The 20,104-nt window shown below is 37.3% G+C and carries 16 protein-coding genes; 3 read left to right on the top strand and 13 right to left on the bottom strand.

Features of this window, described 5'->3' with window-relative positions; translation table 11 throughout:
- Positions 1-3: 3 nt before the first annotated feature.
- From J3U42_RS01810 to purH, 6 genes are all read right to left on the bottom strand, one after another.
- A complete protein-coding gene (locus tag J3U42_RS01810) occupies positions 4-2,091 on the bottom strand; it encodes a BglG family transcription antiterminator (protein WP_267335185.1) in 2,088 nt (695 codons plus the stop codon).
- Positions 2,092-2,445: 354 nt separating this feature from the next.
- On the bottom strand, positions 2,446-2,892 hold the full coding sequence (locus tag J3U42_RS01805) for a hypothetical protein (protein ID WP_267335183.1): 447 nt from the start codon (positions 2,890-2,892) through the stop codon (positions 2,446-2,448).
- Positions 2,893-2,905: 13 nt separating this feature from the next.
- Positions 2,906-3,652: a 23S rRNA (guanosine(2251)-2'-O)-methyltransferase RlmB gene (gene rlmB / locus J3U42_RS01800; RefSeq protein ID WP_220217839.1), complete on the bottom strand. Its 747-nt coding sequence runs from the start codon at positions 3,650-3,652 to the stop codon at positions 2,906-2,908.
- A complete protein-coding gene (gene rnr / locus J3U42_RS01795) occupies positions 3,653-6,052 on the bottom strand; it encodes a ribonuclease R (RefSeq protein WP_267335181.1) in 2,400 nt (799 codons plus the stop codon).
- Between the two features lie 525 nt (positions 6,053-6,577).
- Positions 6,578-7,870, bottom strand: a complete 1,293-nt coding sequence (gene purD / locus J3U42_RS01790) for a phosphoribosylamine--glycine ligase (protein ID WP_267335179.1) — start codon at positions 7,868-7,870, stop codon at positions 6,578-6,580.
- A 44-nt stretch (positions 7,871-7,914) separates the two neighbouring features.
- The gene (purH, locus tag J3U42_RS01785; protein ID WP_267335177.1) at positions 7,915-9,510 is read right to left on the bottom strand and encodes a bifunctional phosphoribosylaminoimidazolecarboxamide formyltransferase/IMP cyclohydrolase; all 1,596 of its coding nucleotides are present in this window, start codon (positions 9,508-9,510) and stop codon (positions 7,915-7,917) included.
- A 255-nt stretch (positions 9,511-9,765) separates the two neighbouring features.
- Between purH and idnO the strand changes: the two genes are divergently transcribed.
- From idnO to idnR, 3 genes are all read left to right on the top strand, one after another.
- On the top strand, positions 9,766-10,530 hold the full coding sequence (idnO, locus tag J3U42_RS01780) for a gluconate 5-dehydrogenase (RefSeq protein ID WP_220217843.1): 765 nt from the start codon (positions 9,766-9,768) through the stop codon (positions 10,528-10,530).
- A gap of 102 nt (positions 10,531-10,632) precedes the next feature.
- Complete coding sequence (locus tag J3U42_RS01775) at positions 10,633-11,886, top strand: MFS transporter (protein WP_267335175.1); 1,254 nt, start codon at positions 10,633-10,635, stop codon at positions 11,884-11,886.
- A 296-nt stretch (positions 11,887-12,182) separates the two neighbouring features.
- A complete protein-coding gene (gene idnR / locus J3U42_RS01770) occupies positions 12,183-13,175 on the top strand; it encodes a DNA-binding transcriptional regulator IdnR (protein ID WP_220217845.1) in 993 nt (330 codons plus the stop codon).
- A 95-nt stretch (positions 13,176-13,270) separates the two neighbouring features.
- On the opposite strand, the gene era is transcribed toward idnR, so the two are convergent.
- The 7 genes from era to rpoE form a co-directional block, all read right to left on the bottom strand.
- A complete protein-coding gene (gene era / locus J3U42_RS01765; protein WP_267335173.1) occupies positions 13,271-14,176 on the bottom strand; it encodes a GTPase Era in 906 nt (301 codons plus the stop codon).
- Positions 14,173-14,847: a ribonuclease III gene (gene rnc / locus J3U42_RS01760; RefSeq protein WP_220217847.1), complete on the bottom strand. Its 675-nt coding sequence runs from the start codon at positions 14,845-14,847 to the stop codon at positions 14,173-14,175. The genes era and rnc overlap by 4 nt, the downstream gene beginning before the upstream one ends.
- A gap of 11 nt (positions 14,848-14,858) precedes the next feature.
- Entirely contained in the window at positions 14,859-15,860 is a 1,002-nt protein-coding gene (gene lepB / locus J3U42_RS01755) for a signal peptidase I (protein ID WP_267329764.1), read from the bottom strand.
- A 20-nt stretch (positions 15,861-15,880) separates the two neighbouring features.
- Positions 15,881-17,677 carry a translation elongation factor 4 gene (gene lepA, locus J3U42_RS01750; protein WP_220217849.1) on the bottom strand — a complete coding sequence of 599 codons (1,797 nt, stop codon included), beginning with the start codon at positions 17,675-17,677 and terminating at the stop codon, positions 15,881-15,883.
- A gap of 134 nt (positions 17,678-17,811) precedes the next feature.
- On the bottom strand, positions 17,812-18,813 hold the full coding sequence (locus J3U42_RS01745; RefSeq protein WP_267329763.1) for a MucB/RseB C-terminal domain-containing protein: 1,002 nt from the start codon (positions 18,811-18,813) through the stop codon (positions 17,812-17,814).
- A 6-nt stretch (positions 18,814-18,819) separates the two neighbouring features.
- The gene (locus tag J3U42_RS01740) at positions 18,820-19,380 is read right to left on the bottom strand and encodes an RseA family anti-sigma factor (protein WP_220217851.1); all 561 of its coding nucleotides are present in this window, start codon (positions 19,378-19,380) and stop codon (positions 18,820-18,822) included.
- Between the two features lie 42 nt (positions 19,381-19,422).
- Positions 19,423-19,998 carry an RNA polymerase sigma factor RpoE gene (rpoE, locus tag J3U42_RS01735; protein WP_220217852.1) on the bottom strand — a complete coding sequence of 192 codons (576 nt, stop codon included), beginning with the start codon at positions 19,996-19,998 and terminating at the stop codon, positions 19,423-19,425.
- Between the last annotated feature and the right edge of the window lie 106 nt (positions 19,999-20,104).

The following is a 20,104-nucleotide window of genomic DNA, read 5'->3' as shown; positions in this document are numbered from 1 at the left end:
TATTCAATCCGATTTTGCTTCATTAAATAAAATTGACTTAAATTGCGTTATGCTTTGACATTTGGTTAAGTGCTCCAGTTTTTGTTCATCATTAATTAATTCAATCAAACTGCGCATAATGTTGAGATGAGAAAACGAATCGATAGCGGCTAAACAAAATATAATTTTCACTGGCCCCATATCATCATTACCAAAATCAACCGGTTGACGCATCGTCACTACGCTCAGACCTAATTGGTTTACCCCGTCTTCAGGGCGAGCATGCGCTAGGGCTAAATTTTTACCAATCACAATATAAGGGCCATACTGTTCAACCGATGTGATCATGGCATCGACGTAAGAAGGTAAAATAAACTGTTTGTTTAATAGTGGTTCAGCAGCGATTTGGATAGCCTTTCGCCAATCATGGCAGTCTTGATGTAATAAAATGTCATCATCAGTAAGAATATCTTTCAACATAGGCTGGATTTTCCTTTTATTGATTTTAAGATTATTAAGCGCTAAACACTTTTCAAGTTGGTTATAGATAGGCTCGGACACAATACCGCCACTTTCTTTAATTAAATTAACAAGTGAATAGAACAGATCCGTTGCATCTGTTAGGTGATTGATACGCCGATTAGCACGATGTTTAGTTAAAAAGTCTTTAATGATTGGATGATTTTTTTCTTTTAATATGGGTTCTAACACTAAAACCGGATGAGCAAAATGCTGCAAAGGGAAAGTAGAAAATATTAAATCAAAATCAAGCTGATCCAATAAATTTAAATCATTGCGACCCAAAATCGCTAAAACATCTATACTAAAAAACTCTTTGAGTGTCTGTGCAAGTAGATTAGAAGTTGCTATACCATGACAACACAACACCACAGCTTTAAAATAGTAACTGCGATCTTGATTAATGGCGCTGGCAAAGGTTGAAAAATGAATTGTCAAAAAAGCGATTTCATCATCAGAAATCTTATGGCTAAGTTTTGTTTCAAGCTCATGCATAAAAGTGGTAATAGCTGCATGAATTTCACCATAATTTTGTTTAATGCTATCAAGCAATGGATTAATAATGTGAATATTATTACTCACTCTGGCAATCAACCCGGCTAAGTGCTTGCAAAGGTTTTCATATAACTGTTCTTGTTTGGTCGAAAATGGGATTTGCGTTTTATCTTCAACATAATTAACCAATTTAATCGCTAATAACTGTGCATTGAGCCATTCGACATAGTTATTAATATCCTTAGTATTAAATGCCTCCAGCATGTAAATGATATATTGGCGCTCTTGCCAATTTACCTGCAATGCGAAATGCTTGCACACCAAATGAATAAAGTTAGCTATTTGTCCCTGTTCGTTATTATTAAAATCAGATCTGACCATTGTCAGATGATGTTGATGCTGATTACGAACAATCCAAATAGCGGTAAAAATAACAATTTGTTGAACATAAATTTCATCATGTATCTGACTGATAGTTCGGTGCGCTAACTGCAATAAGTTATCAATCAATAATTGAGGAATATAATTAAACAAATGTTGTTGTATCGAACTGAGTTCATGTAGAGGCTTATCTAGCTCTAAATTTGCGGCAAATTGGTTAATAGCTTCATACATCATTAAACGAATCGAGCGCTCTAATCCGACAAATTGCATCCCTTGTTTAGGTTGGCTAATTAATTCAATATCATATTTTTTTAATCGTGCTCTGATTTTACGAATATCTTCATCTAACACACTTTTTGAAACAAAATAGACCGCTTCTTTATGACTTAAAATAACAGGTGTTTTAGCAAAAGCAATTGACAATAACAAATCAAACTGGCGCTCATCTTTGCTCAAAACGGCTGATGTGGGCAAGCCAAGTAATGCATGTTGAATAAGCTGTTTTTGATCTTGATCGGCATGGATAATAAATCCTTTATTACGCACAGTGGTGATTAAAGTGAAATGTCTTTGGGATAAGAACTCATTAATTTCTTGAATTTCATTACGAATAGTTCGAGCGCTAATTTGAAACTCTTCTGTAAGCATTTCAATGGTTAATGGGTAGTCGACTGAAATGAATTTTTTAAATAATTCAATGGTTCTACTTCGCATAAACTTCTCACCTATTTACTTCTTAATTTAAGTATAAGTGAGATGAATTTGCTTACCTAGTTGGTATTTTTGCAAAGATAAATTGCAAAATTGTTGGTAATAAATGATGTTATTTCGGGAGGGAGTAAATTACGCTAACGAAATTGATTAAGTGCATCGATCTTGTGGCTTCAACCCAATCAACCTCTAACGTTAGCGCTTTTTGCGACGCTTAATAGCAACCAATAATGAACGATGACATTTATAAATCATATCCGGTGGCAGCATAATTAATTCAGCTAACGGCTCTGTCCAATTTGGAATGATAGTATTTTCATGATTATTTTCATCAATAGGGTTATCAATTGAGTATCGCTAAGGGCAGGAAAATAGTGCCTGTTTTTTGGCAACATCTTTATCATCTTCATCACTTAGCATATTGCAGCAATTAAGAACTTCTTGGGCAAAAAGGTCTGGCCAGTTATCAGGAACGTTTCTAATTTTTACAAATTCAGCAAGATAGCGAAGCATATCGCGGAATAGTAACAGATAAACCATTTGTAAATTTCGCCCGGACAGTTGTGCTAATTGTTCATCAGATAATTTATCGTTAATTACACTCGGTATCCATTTAAAAAACAGGGTATCTTTATACATATCAATAACGGGCTTAATTGATTTAAATTTCGGTTTAACTAACTTATCAATCTCACGAGAAATCTGCATAGTAGGATAACCTACATTATTACGCCCGTTAAGATCACGCCCGGTTAAGGGCTGAACTTTTTTCCGTATGAATAATTTTTTAAGCAATCCTAGCATATAACCTTCCTTGTTAGCGGTTTTTCTGGCGAACAATCTCAAATAAGCAAACACCTGTTGCAACTGACACATTAAGCGATGACACAATGCCAGCCATTGGAATACTCACTAACTCATCACAATGCTCTTTAGTTAAGCGACGCATACCTTCACCTTCTGCCCCCATAACTAAAGCGAGTGAAGTTGCATTTTTAAAAAAGTCTGTTTGGTATAGCGTGCTTTGCGCTTCACCGGCCGTTCCAACTATCCATACTTGATATTCATCTTGTAACATACGCATAGTGCGGGCTAAGTTGGTGACTCGTACCACCGGAACACTTTCCGCAGCGCCACAGGCAACTTTTTGAGCGGTAGAATTCAGTGGCGCAGAACGATCTTTCGGTACAATAATAAAATCAACACCAGCAGCATCAGCTGTACGAATACAAGCACCTAGATTATGTGGATCAGTTACGCCATCTAAAATTAGAATTACCGCATTAGGCTGCTTATCCATAAGTAAAGGAATATCATTTTCTTGATAACGGCGGCTCGGTTTAACCATTGCCAAAATTCCTTGATGCACACCATTGTTCGATTTTTCATCTAACCATTGGCGATTGGCGATTTTAATAGTCAAACCGAGCTGTTCCAACTCGTGTACCAACCCATTTAAGCGTTTATCATCACGCCCTTTAGTAATATATACTTCAATAATTCTTTCTGGTGCTCGTGTTAATAATGCTTCAATGGCATGGATACCATATACTGTTTCACTCATCTATTTTTTACTCTTTTGTTTTTTGATACTCGATTTTGACTTAGTCCGTTTTTTATTTTTAGCTTTACTATTGATTTTCTTTGCTTCGCCGGCACTATTTTTGGTACTCGTTTTTTTAGTACTCGCTTTTTTACTTTTGCGTTTTACCGGTAAATCAATGTCCTTGCTTTTGTCAGTTTGTTTGGATTTATCTTTAGCCGTTTTGCCTTGACGTTTTGGCTTATTATTACTGCCAACCAAAGAAAAATCAATTTTGCGCTCTTCAGGATTCACATTATCGACTTTGACTTGTACCTTATCGCCTAAACGATAACTAAAACGGGTATTTTCGCCGATTAACCGATTTCGGGCTGCATCATAAAAATAGTAATCATTTTCTAAGGAAGAAACATGCACAAGCCCGTCAATGAATAAATCATCAAGACGAACAAAGAAACCAAAATTCACCACACTGGAAATGGTACCGTTAAATACCTCACCAACATGATCTTGCATATAATCACATTTTAACCAATCAACTACATCTCGAACGGCTTCATCTGCTCGTCGCTCAGTCATCGAACAGTGTTCACCAAAATAGAGCATTTCACTGGTAGTGTAACAATGCCCACCAGTTTTACTGGTTTTGTGTTTTTCATTTGCCAAAATCCATTTGATTGTACGATGTAATAATAAATCAGGATAGCGACGAATTGGTGAAGTAAAATGGGCATACTCTTGTAGCGCTAAGCCAAAATGTCCACGATTCTCAGGATCATAAATTGCTTGTTTCATTGACCGTAAAATAACCGTTTGTAACATTTCGTGATCCGGCCTTGCTTCGACAGCAACCATTAACTGAGCAATATCTTTCGGTGTTGGTGTTGCGCCACCATTAAGGCTTAGACCCAGCTCACTTAAAATACTGCGTAAGTTGTTTATTCGGTCTTCATCTGGCCGGTCATGAACACGAAACAGAGCCGGAACTTGAGCACTAATCACAAATTTTGCAGCCGCGACATTCGCTAAAATCATACACTCTTCAATGATCTTATGCGCATCATTGCGCTCAGCAAATTCAATACTCTCGATTCTTTTATCTGCATTAAATATAAATTTTGGTTCCTGTGATTCAAAACCGATTGCTCCACGTGCAATTCTTGCCTTATCTAATACCTTATATAAGCCATTTAGATTTTCCAGATGAGGGACTAAATCTTGGTAATGTTGGCGTAACTCAGTATCGCCTTCTAATATTTTAGCTACTTTTGTGTAAGTTAATCGTGCATGTGAATTCATCACCGCTTCATAAAATTGGTAGCTCGTCAAACGCCCTCTATTTGATACCGTCATTTCACAAACTAAACATAACCGATCAACTTGAGGATTTAATGAACAAAGTCCATTAGATAACTCCTCCGGCAACATAGGGACAACACGAGAAGGAAAATAAACAGATGTACCACGCAAACACGCTTCTTTATCGATAGCTTTGCCTGGTCTGACGTAATAACTCACATCAGCTATCGCCACCCACAAGCGATACCCGCCACCACGATTTTTTTGACAATATACTGCATCATCAAAATCACGAGCGTCCTCGCCGTCTATGGTAACTAAAGGTAAATTTCTCAGATCCTGCCGACCTTTTTTGGCACTTTCCGGCACCTGATCCTTAAATTTATTAACCTCCTTTACTACCGCTTTAGGTAACTCATAGGGGATTTCATGATTTCGCAATGCAATATCGATTGCTAAATTTGTTCCCATGATTTCACCCAGCACTTCTTTTATTATTCCGACAGCTTTTTTACCACGCTCCGGACGTTGTTGTAACTCGACAACAACCACTGCCCCCATACGAACGGTGCGATCGGGTTTGCCTGCAATTAAAATATCAAAATTTAAACGGCTGTCATCGGGCACCACAAACCCAACGCCTTGTTCAATAAAATAACGTCCAACTATTTGATTGGTTCGTGGTTCAAGTATCCGAACAACTCGTGCTTCTGTTTTCCCTCGATATTGATTGCCAAGAGGCTGAGCTAAAATCACATCGCCTTGTAAGACTTTTTTCATCTGTTCCGGCGATAAGAAATAATCTTCGGGTTTTCCTTCAACACGTAAAAAACCAAAACCATCACGGTGTGCAATCACCTTACCTTTGACCATATCTAATTTTTCGGGAAGTGCATAACATTTACGGCGCGTAAATACAACTTGACCGTCTCGTTCCATTGCACGCAAGCGGCGATGTAGCGCTTCTTTTTGTTCTTGATTTTTAATAGAGACTGCTTGGGCAATTTTTTCTAAATTAGCAGGCTTGGCTTCTTTGGTTAGGTAATCTAATATTAATTCGCGGCTAGCTATTGGAGAGTCATACTTTTTCGCTTCTCGTTCATAAAATGGATCGTTTATCATATGCAATATCCAGTGATCATATATAGTCGGTAGCATAACATAGAGTCATGTAACTTAAAATAAACATTGCTTTTGACGACGAATCTTTATCGATATAATTTACCTTGCTAAACAAAATTGAATGATTAATTATATTTTTTAATATTCTTGAAATTGATTATTTTTTGTCAACGATTCTTAGCAGCTTTATATGTTTCATCCGCTGCCCCCATTTTCTAAGTGCTTTATCGTATTGGAGTACATTGATGAGGAAATGTTATCCGCTTTCATACAGAAAGCTTTGTGACCCGTTGGGTTAAACTCATCATAAGTGAGTTGGACGATTTTTTGATAAGACGGTTTTTCACAAGCTATTATTAGTAAACTGCCTAATGTTATTAATCATAATTTTTCATTGTACAACCGTAATTCATGTTGATTGAGTCATATCATAAAAAATATGAATGATTAAAACCATAAACGAATATAATTCGGCACTTTTAAGCCGGTAAAAAACCGATATAAATCAAGTTATTGTTTACCCATCTATTTAGTGTTATTTTCTCGCTCAATGGCTCGATAACCTATATCATGACGATAAAAACAGCCATGCCAATGGATTTTATCAACTTGTTGATAAGCACGTTGTTGAGCTTCCAACACCGTATTTCCTAAAGCGGTAACACAAAGCACACGACCACCATTGGTTAACACATGCCCTTTTTCAAAACTGGTACCCGCATGGAACACTTTACAATCAGGTGTCGATTCGTTAGGTAAACCAATGATTGTATCTTGGGTGTTATATTCACCCGGGTAACCACCAGCAGCCATAACCACGCCTAATGCAGGTCTTCGATCCCAATTGGATTTAACTGTATTTAATTTACCATTTATCGCCGCCAAACAGAGTTCAATCAAGTCTGACTGCATGCGCATCATAATGGGTTGGGTTTCGGGATCACCAAAACGGCAATTAAATTCAATCACTTTTGGATTACCCTGTTTATCAATCATTAAGCCTGCATACAAAAAGCCAACATAAACATTGCCTTCTTGAGCCATGCCATTTACAGTTGGATAGATAATTTGTTCCATGACTTTAGTAAATACTTCATCTGTCACAACAGGCGCTGGAGAGTAAGCGCCCATACCACCAGTATTTAGACCCGTATCACCGTCACCGACTCGCTTATGATCTTGGCTTGTTGCCATTGGCTCGACATGCTTGCCGTCAACCATGACAATAAAACTGGCTTCTTCACCCTCTAAAAACTCTTCAATCACTACTCGATGACCGGCATCACCAAATGCATTACCCGCTAGCATGTCACGTACGGCATCTTCCGCTTCTTCAAGGGTCATGGCAACAATAACCCCTTTACCAGCCGCCAACCCGTCGGCTTTAATCACAATTGGGGCGCCTTTGTCACGGATATAGGCAAGAGCAGGATCAATTTCAGTAAAATTTTGATATTCAGCAGTTGGTATGTGATGACGTGCTAAAAAATCTTTCGTAAAAGCTTTAGAGCCTTCTAGCTGAGCTGCCGATTTAGTTGGTCCAAAAATTTTTAATCCGGCTTTTTGAAAACTATCAACCACGCCAAGAACCAATGGGACTTCTGGCCCTACTATGGTTAGATCAATTTGCTGTTGCTGGGCAAAATTAAGTAATCCACTAATATCATTTGCTTTAATATTAATATTTTCTAAATTAGGCTCAAGTGCTGTACCTGCATTACCCGGTGCGACAAAAACTTTTGTTACCAAGGGTGACTGTGCCGCTTTCCATGCTAAAGCATGCTCACGACCACCATTACCAATAATTAATACTTTCATACCCAATCCTTTAACATGTTCTCAAATAACTCTTAATACAAAAATCAATGGCGAAAATGACGCATATTGGTAAATATCATCGCAATATTATGCTCATTTGCGGCTTGAATGACCTCATCATCACGAATAGAGCCACCTGGTTGAATGACACAAGTTACCCCAACTTTAGCAGCGGCATCTATACCATCTCTGAATGGAAAAAATGCATCAGATGCTACCACACAACCTGCAACTTCAAGATTTTCATCTTGCGCCTTTATCCCAGCAATTTTAGCGGAATAAACACGACTCATTTGACCAGCGCCTATGCCAATGGTCATATTATCTTTGGCATAAACAATCGCATTAGATTTCACAAATTTCGCCACTTTCCAACAAAATAACGCATCAGCTAGCTCTTTATCCGTCGGCTTACGTTTGGTTACTACCGTTAAATTATCTTCAGTAACCATCCCCAAATCACGCTCCTGGACTAAAAGTCCACCATTCACACGTTTAAAATCCAAACTAGTGTCAAAAGAAGAGTGTGACCACTCACCACTTTCAAGCACACGTACATTTTTTTTAGTTTCAGTAATGGCCAGTGCATCTTGATCAATTGAAGGGGCGATGAGGACTTCAACAAATTGATTATCAATAATGGTTTTGGCAGTTTTGGCATCTAACGGGCGGTTAAAGGCAATAATGCCACCAAAAGCAGAAGTCGGGTCGGTTTTAAAAGCATTTAAGTAAGCATCTAAAATATTATCACGGACTGCAACACCGCAAGGGTTTGCATGTTTGACAATAACGCAGGCAGGGTCTTGAAATGATTTTACACATTCAAGGGCTGCGTCTGTATCGGCGATATTGTTATAAGATAAGGCTTTACCTTGCAACTGCTTAGCCTTCGCAATTGACGCTGGAGCGGCATTTTCTTCAATATAAAAGGCTGCTTGCTGATGCGCATTCTCACCGTAACGCATATCTTGTTTTTTAATAAATTGAAGATTTAACGTGCGTGGAAATTCGCCAGACGGCTTATCGGTTTGTCCATAATAAGGTGGCACTAATTGCCCAAAATAGTTAGCAATCATTCCATCATACTTGGCAGTATGCTCAAAGGCCTTAATCGCCAAATTAAATCGGTATTGAAAAGGAAGTGCATTTTGCTGCTCATCCATGATATTAATGATATCTGCATAATCATGGTAATCGACCACTATTGCGACATCTTTATGATTTTTCGCAGCAGAACGAACCATAGTTGGTCCACCTATATCGATATTTTCAACAGCTTCTTCCAATGTGCAGTTTGGTTTGGCAACCGTTTGGGCAAATGGATATAAATTAACAACAACCATATCAATAGGCTCAATATGGTGTTTAGCCATTATCTCATCATCAACGCCACGCCGTCCTAAAATTCCACCATGAATTTTAGGATGTAAGGTTTTTACACGCCCATCCATCATTTCAGCAAATCCCGTATAATCCGAAACTTCAGTGACAGGGATATGATGTTCAATTAATAATTTAGCGGTACCGCCAGTTGAGAGAAGTTCGACATTTCGTTCTGATAGTGCTTTGGCAAATTCGATGATGCCAGTTTTATCAGACACGCTTAATAAAGCTCGACGGATAGGACGAAACTGCTGCATGAGAAAGCTCCGAGTTGATATTCTACATCCAATTTAATGAGTGGCTATTATATATAAAACAGGGATAGATGTTTAGTACAAACTTACCAAAAAAAATCCTAAAAAAACATTAGTTCGGTAATATTTGACTTGGATCACAAAATTCATATTTTCATATAAAGTGTGACTTGCGTCTCTTTCTTTTTTGAATTTTTCAGCATAATGTTATGCGTAACTGTTACGCATAACATTATTTTATTTAAAAAGGAGAAAACAATGCAGTCATTATTCGAACTCAAAGGTAAACGTGCTTTAATCACTGGTTCAGCACAAGGTATTGGTAATTTGTTAGCTAAGGGGTTGGGGCAATATGGCGCCAGTATCATTATTAACGATATAACACAAGAAAGAGCCGAACAAGCCGCCAATCATTTAAACAAGCAAGGTATTGATGCTATCGGTATAGGATTTGATGTAACCAATTTAAATTCAGTCACCCAAGCTATCGAACATATTGAAAAAGAGATCGGTCCAATTGATATCTTAATCAATAATGCCGGCATCCAACGTCGACACCCTTTCACAGAATTTCCGGAAGCTGATTGGGATGCGGTAATTAATGTAAACCAAAAAGCAGTCTTTTTAGTATCGCAACAAGTGGCTAAGTATATGGTAAGTCGCAAACAAGGCAAAATCATTCATATATGCTCGATGCAAAGTGAGCTAGGTCGAGACACGATAACCCCTTATGCCGCGTCTAAAGGCGCAGTAAAAATGTTAGTGAAAGGAATGTGCGTCGAACTTGCTCGCTATAACATACAAGTCAATGGTATCGGTCCTGGTTATTTCGACACTGAAATGTGTAAAGCACTTGTTGAAGATAAAGCATTTACCAAATGGTTGTGTCAACGAACTCCTGCTGCGCGTTGGGGTAAACCTGAAGAGTTGATCGGTGCGGCGGTATTTTTATCTTCGGCTGCATCAAATTTTGTCAATGGACATATTCTTTACGTCGATGGCGGTATGTTAGCTGCAGTTTGACGATGTTTGACGGTAATGTCATTTGATTCATCGTTAAAACGGTTAAATGGCTAAATACATTACCTCTTTAATATTTACTAAAATTTCGTAATGAGAATACATATGAATACCACAAATAAACTTGCGCCTTCTCGTTGGTGGCGTTTGATCCCGATCATTTTTATCACTTATAGTTTAGCCTATTTGGATCGGGCAAATTATGGCTTTGCAGCCGCTGCAGGGATCAATGATGATCTGGGAATAACAAAAGGGACTTCATCATTAATTGGAGCTTTATTCTTTTTAGGCTACTTTTTTTTTCAAGTCCCCGGATCGATTTATGCAGTAAAGAAAAGTGTAAGAAAACTTATTTTTGTTTGTTTAATTTTATGGGGACTGTGCGCCGCTTTAACCGGAATGGTAAGCAATATTGCCTCACTCATGATTATTCGGTTTGTTTTGGGTGTTGTAGAAGCCGCTGTGATGCCATCGATGCTTATTTATATTAGTACATGGTTTACCAAAGCAGAACGTTCTAAAGCCAACACTTTTTTAGTTTTAGGTAATCCGGTCACCGTGTTATGGATGTCCATTGTCTCAGCTCACCTGATCGACCTTTATGGTTGGCGTGAGATGTTTATTATCGAGGGTTTGCCTGCCGTATTATGGGCTTTTATCTGGTGGGTTTTAGTAAGAGATAATCCTTCAGAAGTAACTTGGCTTACCGCGAAAGAAAAAGCCGACTTCAAAGCCGTGATGGATAAAGAACAACAAAATATTAAACCTATGCGCAATTATGGCGAGGCTTTTCGTTCAGCCAATGTTATCAAACTTTGTGCAGTACATGCCTTGTGGAGTATAGGTGTTTATGGTTTTATGATGTGGATGCCTTCAATTATAAAATCGGCAGGTAATGTTGATATTGTTTCAGTAGGTTGGTTTGCCGCTATTCCTTACTTTGTTGCGATAGCAATGATGGTAATTGTCTCTTTTTTCTCAGATAAACTTCAAAACCGCAAATTATTTGTTTGGCCATTATTATTGATTGCCACAATTGCCTTTTTTACTTCCTATGTACTTGGCTCAGAACATTTTTGGATCTGCTTTATCTTATTATCTATTGCCGCAGGTTGTATGTATGCCCCATACGGACCATTTTTCGCATTAATTCCGGAGCTTTTGCCTGCTAATGTCTCCGGCGTTTCAATCGGTTTGATAAACAGTTTTGGTGCACTAGGGGCATTTATTGGAGCTTGGTTAGTGGGTGTAATCAATGCAGTTACGGGTAGTGCGGGAGCTTCTTATATTTTTATGGGTATGGCTTTAGTGTTATCTGTAATACTCATGGCTAGCGTAAAAGCGCCTAAAAACGAATAGCGACTATTTTGACATAAGAAGGTAAAGGTTATTGTTTTTACTTTTAGATAAAAGTTAAAGCCGGCTGGGCTGATGATGAGCGAGCTTTACCAAGTTTAGGTTATAGTGATGACGAATCACAAACACTATATAACTTACTATCAGGCATAAATAATGCCTGATTATTTTATAAATTAGCCTACCAAATCAACATTTTTCAATCTGACTTAAAACAACTAATGTTATTGATTTTCTTCTTTTACTGGTAAAATGCTTCAATCCTAACTAAATTCTTTTCTTACATTACATCATAAAGTATGAAAGATAAACGCATTAGTTTACAAGATATCGCTGATTTAACGGGCGTAACTAAAATGACGGTGAGCCGCTATTTTAGAAATCCAGATCAGGTTTCCGATAAAAATAAGCAAAAAATTGCCCAAGTTTTAAAAGATATTCATTATATTCCAAATCTAGCACCACAAATTATGTTAGGCTCTCGTAGTCATTGCATAGGCATTGTTATTCCTTCTTTTAAAAATCAAATCTTTTTAGAGGTACTGGCTGGTATAGAATCAATTGCCTCAGCCAATAATTATCAAACTATTATTACCAACTATAATTATGATAAACAGCTTGAAGAAGAAAAGATCATCAATTTACTATCTTATAATATTGATGCCTTAGTACTAATGGAAAAAGCGCATACCGATACGACATTCGAATATTTAAAAGCAGCCAATATACCGGTAATTGAATTAATGGATATCAGCAAAGATTACTTTGATATTCAAGTGGGTTTTGATAATGAGCAAGCTGCATTTGATATGACAAGGGAGATGATTGCATCGGGTAAAAAAAATATTATCTATTTCAATTCGGTTGACAATGCTCGTGATACGCAACGTTATCAAGGTTATCAACGAGCAATGAAACAGTCAGGATTAAAACCTCACCAAATTGTGCCGGATCAAATCTCATCGATTGATTTAGGTAAAAGCTTATTTTATCAAGCGGTACAACTCTACCCTGATATGGACGGTGTTTTATGTACTAATGATGATATCGCTGTAGGGGTGCTGTTAGAGTGCCAAAATTATAGCATTCCTGTTCCGGCACAAATCGCCATTGCCGGGTTTCATGGTTTAGAGGTTGGACGAGCTAATAGTCAAAAAGTTGCCACGGTTATCACACCACGTTTTGAAATGGGTAAAGTAGCCATAGAGCTGTTACTTCAAAAATTAGATGGAAAGCAAGTTAAAACCAGTGTTAATTTAGGCTATAAAATCGATAAAGGGCAAACAATTTAATATTAAATCAAGTCAGGGATGTTGATTTGGCAGGCTAATTTATAAAATAATCGGGCATTATTGATGCCCGATTATAAGTTGAAAAGGATTTGTGATTAGTCATCACTATAACCTAAACTTCGTAAAGCTCGCTCATCATCAGCCCAGCCGGCTTTAACTTTTACCCAAAGCTCTAAATGAACTTTGTTATCAAAAAATGATTGCATATCTTTACGTGCTTCAATGCCGATTTTTTTAATTTTTTCACCTTTGTTGCCGATAACCATTTTCTTTTGGCCGTCTCGTTCAACTAAAATTAATCCATTGATGCGATACATTCCATTACGTTCATCAACTTTGAATTGTTCAATTTCAACAGTCACTGAATAAGGTAGCTCATCGCCTAAAAAGCGCATGAGTTTTTCACGAATGATTTCTGATGCCATAAAACGTTGTGAGCGATCAGTAATATAATCTTCCGGGAAATGGTGCTCCCCTTCCGGTAAATGTTTTTTGACAATATCTTTAATAATGTCAACACCTTCACCTTTTTCGGCGCTAATAGGTATCACATCAAGAAAGTTAACTTTCTGGCTGATTGCTTCAATATGCGGTAAAAGCTGAGTTTTATCGGCGACATTATCGATTTTATTAATGACCAATAATACCGGAGCTTTACAACCTTTAAGCTTATTGGCAACCATTTCATCATCGTCAGTCCAGTGTGTACCTTCAACAACAAAGATAACTAATTCAACCTCACCAATCGAGCTACTAGCAGCACGATTCATTAAGCGGTTAATTGCTCTTTTTTCCTCGATATGTAAACCGGGAGTATCAATATAGATGATTTGATCATCTCCTTGAGTATCAATACCAACGATGCGATGACGTGTGGTTTGGGCTTTGCGTGATGTAATTGAGACTTTTTGGCCAAGTAATTGGTTTAAAAGTGTTGATTTGCCTACATTTGGTCGGCCAACAATGGCAACAAATCCACAATGTTGTATTGTATTTGTCATTTTATACCTAATTGATCTAATGCTTCTTGAGCTGCGGCCTGCTCCGCCTTACGACGGCTTAAGCCACGCCCTAAATATTGATGATCATCGTTTTCAATTTTACATTGTATTAAAAACTCTTGTTCATGATTATCGCCTGTCACTTCGAGAATTAAGTAACAAGGTCTCTCATGACGAATCCCCTGTAAATGTTCTTGTAAACGTGTTTTAGCATCTTTTTGTCTGATACCGGGTTTAATCTCGTTTAAGCGAGATTGATACCAGGATAAAATTAACTGGCGGATAGTTTCAATATCACTATCTAAGTAGATAGCGCCAATAATTGCCTCTACCGCATCGGAAATGATCGATTCACGGCGGTATCCACCACTTTTCAGTTCACCTTGACCTAAAATGAGATAATCGCCTAATTTAAAATCTTTGCCGATTTCAGCTAACGTTTGGCCACAAACTAAACTCGCTCGCATTTGACTTAAATCACCTTCATCTTGTTGTATAAAGCGGTGATAAAGTTCGTCGGCAATGACAAAACTCAGGATAGAATCTCCTAGGAATTCTAAACGCTCATTATGTAACTTATTAGCACTTCGATGAGTAAGTGCTAATTCAAGATAGGATAAGTTTTTAAATTGATAACCAATTGATTGTTGTATTTGACTTAATTTTTTCATAACTATGATAATTAATGTATTCCACCAATACGGCTGAATCGAATACCTGTCGGCCATTCATCTGGTTGTTTTTCAAAACTGACCCAAATTGCAGTTGCCCGCCCTACAAAGTTTCCTTCCGGAACAAAACCGAAATAACGGCTATCACCGCTATTATCACGATTATCACCCATCATAAAATAGTGTCCTTTAGGAACAACCCAAGTCGCTTCAGGCTGACCATTTTGATGATAAAAATAGCGAGGATCTTCTTCAATACCTTGAGTAGTTAAAATATCGTGAGGCTTATCACCCAAAGTCTCTTGCTGTATATTAACATCGAGTACCATTGTCGTTGTCGAATCAACAATACCCTTATTGGCAAACTGTTCTAATGTGTAAAAAATAGGGCTTGATATGCCTTTTTGATGCACTTCTTTCCAGTTACTTGGTTTTAGCTCAGTATAGTGCAGATTAAGTGGTTCAGCTTGATGCCCGACACAATGAGTATCACTGGTTTGACAGGCCGGATAAATCAAGATTTTCTTCTCTTTAATCAGATAAACAATTTTATCGCCCGGCATACCAACAACTCGTTTAATAAGATCCATTTGTGGAATACTAGGATGTTTAAATACCGCAACATCACCACGTTTTGGATGACCTGTTGGTATGATTACTGTATTGGTGATTGGATCTTTTAAACCATATGAGTATTTTTGCACCGCAATAAAATCACCTACTAATAGTGTTTGCATCATTGATCCAGACGGAATTTGAAAAGGTTCAAATAAAAATGAACGAATTACAAATACCACAAATAAAACCGGGAAAAACGATGCCAAGCTTTCTATCCAGCCTTTTGGTTTACCTACTTCAGCAAGAATTTTTCCGTCAATATCACCGTTGTGCTGTTGGCGAACTTCTTCAACTTTACGTTGTCTTGCTGGTTTCCATTTAAATTTTTCCAGAAACCAAAAGATGCCGGTAATTAATGTCGCTAATGTCAATATGATGGCAAATGATCCAGCCATTTTGTTTCCTCTTTAACTGATTAATCTTTTCCTACATGCAAAATAGCTAAAAAGGCCTCTTGTGGTAACTCAACATTACCGACTTGTTTCATGCGCTTTTTACCTTCTTTTTGCTTCTGTAAAAGTTTCTTCTTACGACTAACGTCACCACCATAACATTTGGCTAACACGTTTTTGCGTAGTTGTTTTACGGTTGAACGTGCAATTATATGATTTCCAATAGCCGCCTGAATTGCGATGTCAAATTGTTGACGTGGAATAAGATCTTTCATTTTTTCAACGAGTTCACGTCCACGATAAGGTGCATTATCTTTATGCGTAATTAAAGCTAGTGCATCAACACGCTCACCATTAATGAGAACATCTAATCTGACCATGTCAGCATCCTGGAAGCGCTTAAAGCTATAATCTAATGAGGCATAACCTCTTGAAGTTGATTTTAACTTATCAAAGAAATCCAGCACAACTTCAGTCATTGGAATTTCATAGGTTAAGGCAACTTGATTACCATGATAAACCATATTGGTCTGAACACCGCGTTTTTCAACACATAAAGTAATCACGTTACCCAAATAAGTTTGGGGAACTAAAATATTACACTCTGCAATCGGTTCACGCAATTCTTGAATATTATTTACCGCAGGAAGTTTTGCCGGACTGTCGACATAAATAACTTCGTTCGAGGTTGTTAACACTTCATAAACAACCGTAGGCGCAGTAGTAATAAGGTCAAGATTATATTCACGTTCTAAACGCTCTTGAATGATTTCCATGTGTAATAATCCAAGAAAACCACAACGGAAACCAAATCCTAATGCCCCTGAGTTTTCTGGTTCATAAAACAGTGAGGCATCATTTAAACTCAATTTACCTAAGGCATCACGGAAAGCTTCATAATCATCAGAACTGGTTGGGAATAAACCCGCGTAAACTTGTGGTTTAACCTTTTTGAAACCCGGTAATGGTTTTTCCGCAGGCGCTTTTGCAGAGGTTAATGTATCACCAACCGGTGCACCTAAAATATCTTTAATCGCACACACTACCCAGCCAACTTCACCACAATGTAAACATGTTTTATCAACTTGTTTCGGCGTGAAAATACCTAACCTGTCGACATTATAAGTCATGCCGGTACTCATCACTTTGATCTTATCGCCTTTATGTAATTCGCCATTTTTAATACGAATTAAAGAGACAACACCTAAATAGTTATCGAACCATGAATCAATAATTAACGCTTGTAATGGCGCATTTGAATCACCTTCAGGCGCTGGTATGTCATTAACAAGCTGCTCTAGCACATCAACAACCCCAACCCCTGTTTTAGCAGAACATCTTACCGCATTACTTGCATCAATGCCGACAATGTCTTCGATCTCTTCGGCAACACGCTCTGGCTCCGCAGCTGGCAAGTCAATTTTGTTAAGAACTGGGACAACTTCAAGATCCATATCTAACGCAGTGTAACAATTGGCTAGCGTTTGCGCTTCGACACCTTGTCCGGCATCAACAACCAATAAAGCACCTTCACAAGCAGCTAGCGAACGAGATACCTCGTAAGAAAAGTCAACATGTCCTGGTGTATCGATAAAATTAAGCTGATATGTTTCACCATTTTTAGCATGGTAATCTAATGTAACACTCTGTGCTTTAATTGTGATACCACGTTCACGTTCGAGATCCATTGAGTCAAGAACTTGTGCTTCCATTTCACGATCTGAAAGCCCGCCACAAATTTGGATAATTCGATCAGAAAGTGTAGATTTGCCATGGTCAATATGAGCAATAATTGAAAAATTGCGGATATTTTTATTCATATCAATAAGTTATAATTTGTGTTTTAGTTATATACTGTTAACCATCTGAAATGTTAATGCTTAAAATAACAATTTAGATAATCACGAAAATAGAAAATGGACATTTTACACTTTAATAGTCACTAAGCATAGTGTTATCGAGATGTTTCCTTTGGTTTCTCAACAATATTTTGTGCAATTCGTTCAACTGTATTTTGGGGAAGATTGCCGATAATAATAATGTTTTTATTACCTACATTGGTTGAAAAAATAGTCCGTCCACCTTGTTGGATAAGTTGATTAAGTTGGCTGGCTTGTTCTGACGAGACATTGACAGTAAAGGAAAACACACCATCAGAAAACAACTTAGTGGCGATATCGGAATTATAAAAATTAACACTGTAAGCTGCAACTTCTTTAAATCCTTTTGGCAACCAAGCTAAACGCCATGCATCAAGTACGTGATTCTGTGTTTCAATCGATAATAAAATTGGATAAGTATGACCTTCAATATATTTTTTAAAGGCTTTTTGATCAAAGTTTTCATCCCAATCAATTACCTTAAATTGATTAATAATTTCACTATCAAGATCAAGCAGATCAATTCGAATAGGTAAAAAGTTTTCGTCATCGATCCAAATAACATAGCTGTAACGATCTTTATCTTTGGCGATCATTTTCACCAATTGAGCACTTCTGTTTGCCGTTCGGGTTTTTCCTAATAAGATAAAATCATAAGTGCTTACTAGTTCATCAAAATTATTATAAATGACATCAGGAAAAGCTTCAGTTATGCGAGGGCTATTGATTGAAAACGAAGCGCTATCAGGTTGAAAATAACTTGTGATATTGTTGTGTAATATGATCTCTTTTGCAGGGCCTTCAAGATAGAGCAAATGAGCGTTAACATCCTCTTTTTTTGATGCACCTAAATGGGTGTATTGGAAGGTATTAACATAATCATCTCTATCTTGCGAAAGGAAATGAATTTGATAGCTACGGGTTTGAACCGCATCACTCATTTTATTTAATAGTTTTAAAGCTTGCTCAGTTTGGGTGGCAAATGATGAAAACGAGCACAACATAAAAAACAGAGTAATAATACAATTTTTACTCTGTTTAGAGATTGAATTTATGATATCAATTATCAGTTTCATTATAATTTATTGGGCATTTAACCTTTTTTGTAATTCATAATCTTGAACTAATAACCTAATTTTATCATATTGCCTTTTATCAAGTAACTGTTGATCATTTTGCTGTTTAATGCCACCTACTGGCGCAACATTTACTCCCATAGGCACAGTATTTAATAGAGGAATACCATTAGTATCATCTGATTTACCCTGATGATACTGAACACCAGCAATAATTGCTAATGTGACACAAGCAGCTAAAGCTACTTGGCTTACTTTTCCAAGCAAATCTTTGGTACGAATCCAGAATAGATTTTCAGGTTTTGGTAATGACACTTCATGTTGATCAGGTTGCTCAGCTAAAGGCGTATATAAATCTTCATTCGCAATAGCTTGGGCAATTTGATCGGAAAGATCTAAAGTTAATGTACTACTGTGCAGTTCTCCACGCATTGCTTCTCTTACAATGTGATAGCGGTGCCAGCAAGATTGCAAACTTTCATCATTTGATACTGCATCAATGACACGATCATCTGAAAACTCACCATCCATGAGTGATGAAAGTTGCTGTTTCTGTTCTATTTGCATAGTAGATACCTTAAATTTATGACTACTTATAACGATTTTAGGTTAACCACTAATAAGTGGCTTTATTTTTTCATCAATAGCATCACGCGCTCTAAAAATACGTGATCTTACTGTTCCAACAGGTGTATCCATGATTTCGGCTATTTCCTCGTAACTTAATCCATCGATCTCACGTAGTGTGATAGCGGTTCTTAAATCATCAGGTAATGCCTCAATAGCTTCAAATACAACTTTTTCAACTTCTTTCGAAAGCACTAAACTTTCCGGATTATCAAAATCTCTTAACGAGTCTGCACCTTCATAAGTTTCTGCTTCACTTGCGTCAATGTCCGAAGATGGTGGTCTTCGACCTTGAGAAACTAAATAATTTTTAGCTGTATTAACGGCTATTCGATACAACCAAGTATAAAAAATACTTTCACCTTTAAATAGACTTAACGAACGATAAGCCTTAATAAAAGTTTCTTGCACAACATCGGGAACTTCCGAAGGTAAAACATAACGAGAGACCAAATGAGCTAGCTTGTTTTGATAACGAACCACAAGCAAATTAAACGCATTTTTATCTCCGTTCAAAACACGATCAACTAAAACTTGGTCTGTTAATTGCTCCCCCATTTAAGGCCATTCCTCATTATGTTTATAACTAATTAGTTGGCCCAAAATTGTGCTCACTAACTGTTAGATTCTTAAAATTGAAAAAAGTTCCCATTATTTTAATAGA

The organism is Gilliamella sp. B2923, from assembly GCF_026536565.1.
Classification (GTDB): Bacteria; Pseudomonadota; Gammaproteobacteria; order Enterobacterales; family Orbaceae; genus Gilliamella.
Note: the sequence above shows the minus strand (reverse complement) of the source record. Positions and strands in the feature narration are given on the sequence as shown.

What these genes read in the sequence shown, in the direction of transcription:
- J3U42_RS01775 (WP_267335175.1), top strand. Translation starts at nt 10,633, where the DNA reads ATGAATACCACAAATAAACTTGCGCCTTCTCGTTGGTGGCGTTTGATC.
- rpoE (WP_220217852.1), bottom strand. Translation starts at nt 19,998, where the DNA reads ATGGGGGAGCAATTAACAGACCAAGTTTTAGTTGATCGTGTTTTGAAC.
- J3U42_RS01805 (WP_267335183.1), bottom strand. Translation starts at nt 2,892, where the DNA reads ATGCTAGGATTGCTTAAAAAATTATTCATACGGAAAAAAGTTCAGCCC.
- era (WP_267335173.1), bottom strand. Translation starts at nt 14,176, where the DNA reads ATGACAAATACAATACAACATTGTGGATTTGTTGCCATTGTTGGCCGA.
- idnR (WP_220217845.1), top strand. Translation starts at nt 12,183, where the DNA reads ATGAAAGATAAACGCATTAGTTTACAAGATATCGCTGATTTAACGGGC.
- J3U42_RS01740 (WP_220217851.1), bottom strand. Translation starts at nt 19,380, where the DNA reads ATGCAAATAGAACAGAAACAGCAACTTTCATCACTCATGGATGGTGAG.
- rlmB (WP_220217839.1), bottom strand. Translation starts at nt 3,652, where the DNA reads ATGAGTGAAACAGTATATGGTATCCATGCCATTGAAGCATTATTAACA.
- rnr (WP_267335181.1), bottom strand. Translation starts at nt 6,052, where the DNA reads ATGATAAACGATCCATTTTATGAACGAGAAGCGAAAAAGTATGACTCT.
- purD (WP_267335179.1), bottom strand. Translation starts at nt 7,870, where the DNA reads ATGAAAGTATTAATTATTGGTAATGGTGGTCGTGAGCATGCTTTAGCA.
- lepB (WP_267329764.1), bottom strand. Translation starts at nt 15,860, where the DNA reads ATGGCTGGATCATTTGCCATCATATTGACATTAGCGACATTAATTACC.
- idnO (WP_220217843.1), top strand. Translation starts at nt 9,766, where the DNA reads ATGCAGTCATTATTCGAACTCAAAGGTAAACGTGCTTTAATCACTGGT.
- lepA (WP_220217849.1), bottom strand. Translation starts at nt 17,677, where the DNA reads ATGAATAAAAATATCCGCAATTTTTCAATTATTGCTCATATTGACCAT.
- purH (WP_267335177.1), bottom strand. Translation starts at nt 9,510, where the DNA reads ATGCAGCAGTTTCGTCCTATCCGTCGAGCTTTATTAAGCGTGTCTGAT.
- rnc (WP_220217847.1), bottom strand. Translation starts at nt 14,847, where the DNA reads ATGAAAAAATTAAGTCAAATACAACAATCAATTGGTTATCAATTTAAA.
- J3U42_RS01745 (WP_267329763.1), bottom strand. Translation starts at nt 18,813, where the DNA reads ATGAAACTGATAATTGATATCATAAATTCAATCTCTAAACAGAGTAAA.
- J3U42_RS01810 (WP_267335185.1), bottom strand. Translation starts at nt 2,091, where the DNA reads ATGCGAAGTAGAACCATTGAATTATTTAAAAAATTCATTTCAGTCGAC.